The following is a 6,594-nucleotide window of genomic DNA, read 5'->3' as shown; positions in this document are numbered from 1 at the left end:
GCTCTCGCTGGTCGGCACCGCGGTCGCGATCAACCCGGACTCCGATTTACGCGAGGTCGCGAAGAACCGGGGCTGGGAGATCCGCGATTTCCGCACCGGCCGCAAGGCCGCGAAGATCGGCGTGCCAACGGCTTTGGCGCTCGGCGCGGCCGGTGGCGCGGTGGCCGCGGCGGTCACGCGCAAACGCGATCACTGAGCAGGCACCCGCGAGCCCCGCACCCTCGGGTCCGGCGAACGCCGGAAACCAGTGCGGCCGAGGGGTTTACCGACTGGTGCCCGGCGTTCGCCGGGACGACGGGCGGCGCGCGGCGCACCCGGCGCCCGCCGCTACCCCGTAAACGGGTTGCGGCGCTTGGTGAGCAGTTTGTACAGCGTCGACTGGATGGTCTCGCGCACCTGGTCGGTGACCTCGAACATGGTCATCGGGTCGTCGGCCGCCTCCGGGTCGTAGCCGGTGGTCGGGATGGGTGTACCGAATTCGATGTACCACTTCGACGGCAGCGGTAGCGCGCCGAGCGGGCCGAGATGCGGAAACAGCGGCGTCACCGGGAAATACGGCAAACCGAGCAACCGGGCCAGCGGCTTGATGTCGGCCAGCTTCGGGTAGATCTCCTCGGAGCCCACGATGGAGCACGGGATGATCGGCACGCCGGTGCGCACCGCCGCGGCCACGAAACCACCGCGGCCGAACCGCTGCAGCTTGTAGCGATCGGCGTACTGCTTGCCGACGCCTTTGAAGCCCTCGGGGAAGACGCCGGTCAATTCACCTGCGCGGAGCAGCCTTTCGGCGTCTTCCCGGCAGGCCAGCGTGTGCCCGGCCTTCCTGGCCAGCGAGCCGAGCACCGGCGTCTCGAAGATCAGGTCGGCGGCCAGCAACCGCAGCGCCCGCTGCTTCGGATGCCGATCGTGGATCGCCAGCTGCAGCATCAGCCCGTCCAGCGGCACGGTGCCGGCGTGGTTGGCCACGATCAGCGCGCCACCCACCTCCGGGATATTCGCCATACCGCTCACCTCGGCCCGGAACCACAGCTCCGACATCGGGCGCAGCGCGGGCAGCAACACCGACTCCAGCAGGTGCTCGTCGAAACCGAACTCGTCCACCTGGTAGTCGCCGGTGAGCCGGCGCCGGGCGAACTCCGCGGTCTTGCCGATCTGCTTACCGATCGCGCCCCGCACCAGATCCGAGAGGGACTGCGGGGCAGGCGGTTCGGCGGCGGCGAGCCGCTCGGTCAGCGACGTCACCTGGCCGGGTGCCTCGCCCTGCGGGTGCTCGGGCCAGCGGCGGGCAGGCGGGCGGGGCCTGGCCTCGACCTGTATGTCGTGGAGTTGGATGACTTTCGCTACGTCGTTCATTGCTGTGCTCCCGTACCGGCCCCGAGCAGGCCGAGCAGTTTGGATTCTGCGGCATCGATCCATTTGGGGTCGATGACGGGTCGCGACGCTGCGCCCCCGATGAAGTCGTCGAAAGCCTGCACCGTCGTCCAGCGCGGCACGAAACCGAGTTCGGCCCGCATCCGGGTGGTGTCCAGGCCGCAACCGAAATGGAAATAGTCGAGCTGCTCGCCGGAGAATTCGCGCATCACCGGCCCCATCAGAATCCGCCCCGCGCTGCGGAACAGCGCGAACGGCACCGGGAACTCGATCCGCCCGGCCCGCCGCACCGCCTGCGACAGCGCCAGCGCGCCGTCACCGGCCACGTTGACGGTGCCGCCGCGCCCGGCGAGCGCTGCGTGCGCCAGGGCGGCGACCGCGTCCTCCTCGTGCAGCAGTTGCATCCTGGCGTCGCGGCCGAACACGGTCGGCGTGAGGGGGGACCGCAGATATTGCGTACCGCGCCCGGCCAGTCGCGGACCGACGATCGGTGCTAAACGCAGAATTGTCGTCGCGATATCGGGCCGGCGCCGGGCCAATCCGCGCACATACCCTTCGATTTCGATCATGTCGCGGGCGAAGCCACCGCTCGGCGGCGTGCGCGCGCTCATTTCCTCCGCGAATTTCGCGGGGTCCTTCGCGCTGCAGCCGTACACCGCGGACGAGGAGCGCACCACCACCCGGCGCATCGTCGGCGCCTTCTGGCACACCGCGAGCAGCTGCATGGCGCCGAGCACGTTGAGGTCCTTCATCACCGCACGCGACGCGCCGGCGGGCGGCTTGGCCAGCACCGCGGTGTGCACCACGGTATCCACGGCGCTGCCGTCGACGACCTTGCGGATCAATGGATTTCGGATATCCGCGCGGACGAACTCGGCGCGGCCCATCCGGCGCTGCAATTCCCGGCTGGGGGTCATGGTGTCGACGGCGAGAATGCGTTCGATACCGGGATCCTGCGCGAGACGAGCGACCACGTTGCCGCCGAAAAAGCGGCTCGCACCGGTTACCAACACCACCTTCGGTGTGTGTCCGTCCCGAACGTCAGAACCAGCCGGCACCGCATCCCACCTTGACAAGCCCCCACTTCGTTTGCCCCGCTCCTAGCGTAGCCGCTGCGTCTGTGCGTTCCGATGGGATTTACCTGGATCTAACGATGACTTCAATCACCGAAATACCGAAAGGCCCGCCACCGCTTCGGTGACGGGCCTCGCAGTTGACGCGCAGATCGTTTCGAGCGACCTGCAAGCAGTCGCTACGCCGGGCTTACTTGCCGAGTTTGCGCCGCTGCACACGTGTGCGGCGAAGCAGCTTGCGGTGCTTCTTCTTCGACATGCGCTTGCGGCGCTTCTTGATCACAGAACCCATAGGGTTGTTCCTCGCGTTCTCTCTACTCGGCGCGCACGCTACTCACGTGCGCCAACTGACCGGTCGCTCGGCAAGCCTCACGCCCAGTGCCCGCGCCGCCGGATACCTCGGGGCACCCCGAAGCGGTGCCACCGGCGGGCGAACACGAACCGAGGATCTATCGTACCGGCACGTCCGACGACCTTCGAAACCGCCTGATCGCTCGCCGCCGGAACGCCTCCGGCGACCGCCTGCGTCGGTGTGACCGCAGCCGTCTCAGCCCGCGTCGAAGTAAGACGTTTCCAGATAGTCGTGCACCGCCTTGGCATGCACCCGGAACGACCGACCCACCCGCACCGCGGGCAGCTCACCGGAATGCACCAGCCGGTACACCGTCATCTTGGACACTCGCATCAGGCTCGCCACCTCGGCGACCGTGAGAAATTGAGTGCCGCCGAGCATGGGTTGACCCTGCGCACCCGGACCACTCGGTGCCCGGGAACCGCTCCGGCTGCCCGAGGGACCGGAGCCACTCGAACTCCCTGAGCTACTTGCAGACATCTTGTTCGAAGACATCATTGCACCATTGACCTCCGGCACGTCCGCGCCGCCGGCTTCCCCACCGGCGGAACAGACACGCACGTGCTCCTTGAAGCTTAGCGGGACCAGTGGTGTTACTGCGACGGGAGTGAGAAATAAGCTTTTCCGATCGGAATCCGACCGGTCATCCCGTGGATGTGCGATGTTCGCCTCGCCGCCGTCTGGGCCCGATTTGCCCCGTCGGTCCGGATCCCGGTGGGAGCAAACTCACGGCGAGTCCGGCCTCTCGTCGTGTCGCGCGCCGAGGGCGCCCCGGCTCACGCTCCGGCGCCGACTCCGGTCCCGACGCCGGTCGGACCGTCGCTCACGCCGCCTTGCTCGGCGGAGCGCTGTTTGGCGGCGTGCAACGCCTCCAGGAACGCCGAACGGACGCCGCCGCGCTCCAGCTCACGGACCGCGGCCGCGGTGGTGCCCGCCGGCGAGGTGACCGCGGCCCGCAACTCGGCCGCACTCTGCTCGGACTCCTGCAGCAGCGCCGCCGAACCGATCATGGTCTGCACCACCAGTTCCGTGGCCACCTCGCGAGTCAGTCCGAGGCCGACGCCCGCGTCCACCATGGCCTCGACGATCAGGAAGAAGTAGGCGGGACCCGACCCGGACACCGCGGTGACCGCGTCCATCTGGGACTCCGCGACGGTCACCACCTTGCCGACCGCGCCGAGCACGTCGGTCACCAGTTCCAGCTGCTGGGCCCGGGCGTACCGGCCCGGCGCGATGACGCTCATGCCCTGACCGACCAGCATCGGCGTGTTCGGCATCACCCGGACCACCGGGAAACCGGCGGGCAGCTTCGCCTCCAGGCGCGCGGTCGGCACACCGGCCGCCAGCGACACCAGAATCTGGTCCCGATCGTTGCCCACGCTGGCGTTGTCGCTGAGGGCGGCCTTGCCGAGCGCGGTCATCACGGCGTCCACATCGGCGGGTTTCACCGCGACGACCAACAGGTCCGCGCCGACCGCGGCGTCGGCGACGGAATCGGTCACCCGTACCGAGAACTGCTCGGCGATCTGCGCGGCCCGCTCGGTCACCGGCTCGACGACAACCAGGTCCTTCGCCAGCCGTCCCGACTCGAGTAAGCCCGCGATCAGCGCCTCCCCGATGCGTCCGCCACCGATAACCGCAATTCTCGTCATGGGAGTCAAGGCTATGCGAGGGCGAACTCAGCGCTGTTGCGGGATGAGCGCCAGCTGCCTGCTCTGCGCTACGACGGCGCCGGTCGAGTCGAGCACCAACTGGTCCTCGTCGAACATGCGCTCACCCACCTCGTGCGTGGTCGCGATGATGCGCAGCCAGCCCGCGGCCGGCTTGCGCCGCAGGTAGGTGGCCATCTGCACGGTCGGCGCCCAGCCGAAATGACCGAGGTTCACCGGCACCGGCGGACTCATGTCCGCGCCCATCATCGCCATGAACATGGCGGTCTCGGTGTTCTGCTCGTCACCCGGACGCGGGCGCAGCCACAGCCGCAGCCGCGGCTCGCCCTGCTGACCTTCGAGGAAGCGGGCCCAGTCCCGATCGATGAACAGCTCGGCGCCCTGGCCGACGTGCACGACACTGCTCATCGGCGAGTCCGGCCCGTAGCCGATGGCGTCGGCGGGCGGTTCGACCGGCATGTCGTCGTGCTCGCGGGCGTAGCGCGGTTCGGCGTCGTCCAGGCGGCTGAACGTCAGCGCGGTACGCACCAGAGTCCGCCCGTGCTGCATCAGGTTGGTGTCGGCGAGGCAGATCTGCCGGCCGATCTTGCGGATATGCACCTCGTATTCGACCTCGCCCGGCTCGGGCGCGCCGAGGAAGTCCGAGCTGGCGGCGACCGGCGCCATATCGGCCAGCGCCGGGTCGGCAGCGCGCAGCCACTTCAGGCCTGCCGCGGCGCTGGCCGCGACCATGGTGCCGCCGTGCACCTTCTTGCCGATCGTCCAGACCTTGTCGATCAAGCCGAGGTAGCGACCGGTGTCGGGGGTCGTCGAGAGCAGTTCGGTCAGCGCCAGCACCCGACCGAACGGGGCGTCGGTCGCCGTGGCCTGCGTGAGATCCAGGTCGGCCGTCATCGTCACTCCTGTCGTCGACTCACCGCGTCGGCGGGCAGGGTTACCGTTCCGCGACATTCATACAGCGTAGAACGAACCCGCTCGGGCTTCCCGTCCACCCTCGGTCGCATACATCACACTGCCGTGCCCGATTGGATTCGGCCCACGCCGTCCCCGACGATTTCGGGTGCGCGGAAACGAATCGATGCACGGAATTACCGCACCTATTTTGTTGGGGTACAGATTATTTCGTAGCCGCACAGTCCACTTATGTTGCGGCGCAAGGATTCAGGGGTGAATTGCGGGTGTCGGCGCGGTCACGCCGTTGAGATGCAAGCGCGCGAACGCGAGCGTGCGATGCAACATCGCCGCGCGAGCCTGCGTGGTGCGCGCGTTCTGGGTATTGATCTCCGCCACCGCCTGCCCCGTGAAACCGGTGCGGACCAGCGTCTCGCACAGCTCGACGCACGGCTGGGTGCCCTCACCGGGGATCAGGTGCTCGTCGTGCGCGGCACCGCGACCGTCGGCGAGATGCAGATGCGCCAGACCCGGCCCCATCCGGGCGGCCAGCGCCAACGGGTCCGCGCCCGCCGTCGCGGTGTGCGAGAGATCCAGGGTGTAGTGCGCGAAACCGGTATCGGTCGGATCGTAGGACGGGCTGAACGCGGTGAGCCCGATGCCGGGGCCGCCGCGACGCTCCAAGCGCTTCACCGACCGCGCTCCGCGCCCGAACAGGGTGTCGGCGCGCATTGGAAACATGTTCTCCACCGCGACGACGACCTCGCTGTCGGCCTCGAGCTCGGCCACCTGATCCGCGAAATTCTCCGCGTACCTGCGCTGCCAGCGGAACGGCGGGTGCACCACCACGGTGCGCGCGCCCAGGGCCTCCGCGGTGCGCACGCTGCGTTCGAGCTTGGCGGCCGGGTCCGCGCCCCACACCCGCTGCGAGATCAACAGGCACGGCGCGTGAATCGCGATGACCGGGACGTCGTACTTGCGCGCATAGGACTGCACGGTGGCGATGCTCTGACTGGCGGGTTCGGCCCAGACCATCAATTCGACGCCGTCGTAACCGATTTCGGCCGCGTACCGGAAGGCGGCCTCGGTGTTCTGCGGATAGACCGACGCCGTGGACAGCCCGACCAGGATCTGCCGTCGATCCGCACCGCCGGCCGGTTCGCCGGGGGCGACGGCGGCCGGACGCGTCTCGGCGTCGACCGCATGCTGCCCGGCAATATCGGCCCCCTGCCGCGCA

7 protein-coding genes and 1 pseudogene are annotated in these 6,594 nt (G+C 68.7%); 1 reads left to right on the top strand and 7 read right to left on the bottom strand.

Features of this window, described 5'->3' with window-relative positions; all coding sequences use genetic code 11:
- Window positions 1-196: pseudogene (locus NBRGI_RS25645) on the top strand (HAD-IB family hydrolase); the annotation flags it as partial.
- A gap of 131 nt (window positions 197-327) precedes the next feature.
- Here NBRGI_RS25645 and NBRGI_RS25640 read toward each other — a convergent pair.
- The 7 genes from NBRGI_RS25640 to NBRGI_RS25610 form a co-directional block, all read right to left on the bottom strand.
- The gene (locus tag NBRGI_RS25640; protein WP_029899769.1) at window positions 328-1,353 is read right to left on the bottom strand and encodes a lysophospholipid acyltransferase family protein; all 1,026 of its coding nucleotides are present in this window, start codon (window positions 1,351-1,353) and stop codon (window positions 328-330) included.
- Window positions 1,350-2,429: an NAD-dependent epimerase/dehydratase family protein gene (locus NBRGI_RS25635; protein WP_051728027.1), complete on the bottom strand. Its 1,080-nt coding sequence runs from the start codon at window positions 2,427-2,429 to the stop codon at window positions 1,350-1,352. Before NBRGI_RS25635 ends, NBRGI_RS25640 begins: the two co-directional genes overlap by 4 nt.
- A gap of 205 nt (window positions 2,430-2,634) precedes the next feature.
- Window positions 2,635-2,736: a 30S ribosomal protein bS22 gene (locus tag NBRGI_RS46605; protein ID WP_003402602.1), complete on the bottom strand. Its 102-nt coding sequence runs from the start codon at window positions 2,734-2,736 to the stop codon at window positions 2,635-2,637.
- Between the two features lie 255 nt (window positions 2,737-2,991).
- Window positions 2,992-3,276: a helix-turn-helix domain-containing protein gene (locus tag NBRGI_RS25625; protein WP_370627833.1), complete on the bottom strand. Its 285-nt coding sequence runs from the start codon at window positions 3,274-3,276 to the stop codon at window positions 2,992-2,994.
- A 296-nt stretch (window positions 3,277-3,572) separates the two neighbouring features.
- On the bottom strand, window positions 3,573-4,448 hold the full coding sequence (gene proC / locus NBRGI_RS25620; protein ID WP_029899767.1) for a pyrroline-5-carboxylate reductase: 876 nt from the start codon (window positions 4,446-4,448) through the stop codon (window positions 3,573-3,575).
- 27 nt (window positions 4,449-4,475) lie between these two features.
- Window positions 4,476-5,360 (bottom strand): thioesterase family protein, encoded by an 885-nt coding sequence (locus tag NBRGI_RS25615; RefSeq protein WP_029899766.1) that lies wholly within the window; start codon window positions 5,358-5,360, stop codon window positions 4,476-4,478.
- Between the two features lie 267 nt (window positions 5,361-5,627).
- On the bottom strand, window positions 5,628-6,488 hold the full coding sequence (locus NBRGI_RS25610) for a sugar phosphate isomerase/epimerase family protein (protein WP_029899765.1): 861 nt from the start codon (window positions 6,486-6,488) through the stop codon (window positions 5,628-5,630).
- Window positions 6,489-6,594: the final 106 nt, after the last annotated feature.

It is taken from the genome of Nocardia brasiliensis IFM 10847, from assembly GCF_000710915.1.
In the GTDB taxonomy this organism is placed as follows: domain Bacteria; phylum Actinomycetota; class Actinomycetes; order Mycobacteriales; family Mycobacteriaceae; genus Nocardia; species Nocardia brasiliensis_A.
This window is presented reverse-complemented; position numbering and strand designations above follow the sequence as displayed.

Excerpts from the sequence above, each read along its gene's own strand:
- NBRGI_RS25625 (WP_370627833.1), bottom strand. The coding sequence starts at position 3,276 with ATGTCTGCAAGTAGCTCAGGGAGTTCGAGTGGCTCCGGTCCCTCGGGC.
- proC (WP_029899767.1), bottom strand. The coding sequence starts at position 4,448 with ATGACGAGAATTGCGGTTATCGGTGGCGGACGCATCGGGGAGGCGCTG.
- NBRGI_RS25615 (WP_029899766.1), bottom strand. The coding sequence starts at position 5,360 with ATGACGGCCGACCTGGATCTCACGCAGGCCACGGCGACCGACGCCCCG.
- NBRGI_RS46605 (WP_003402602.1), bottom strand. The coding sequence starts at position 2,736 with ATGGGTTCTGTGATCAAGAAGCGCCGCAAGCGCATGTCGAAGAAGAAG.
- NBRGI_RS25640 (WP_029899769.1), bottom strand. The coding sequence starts at position 1,353 with ATGAACGACGTAGCGAAAGTCATCCAACTCCACGACATACAGGTCGAG.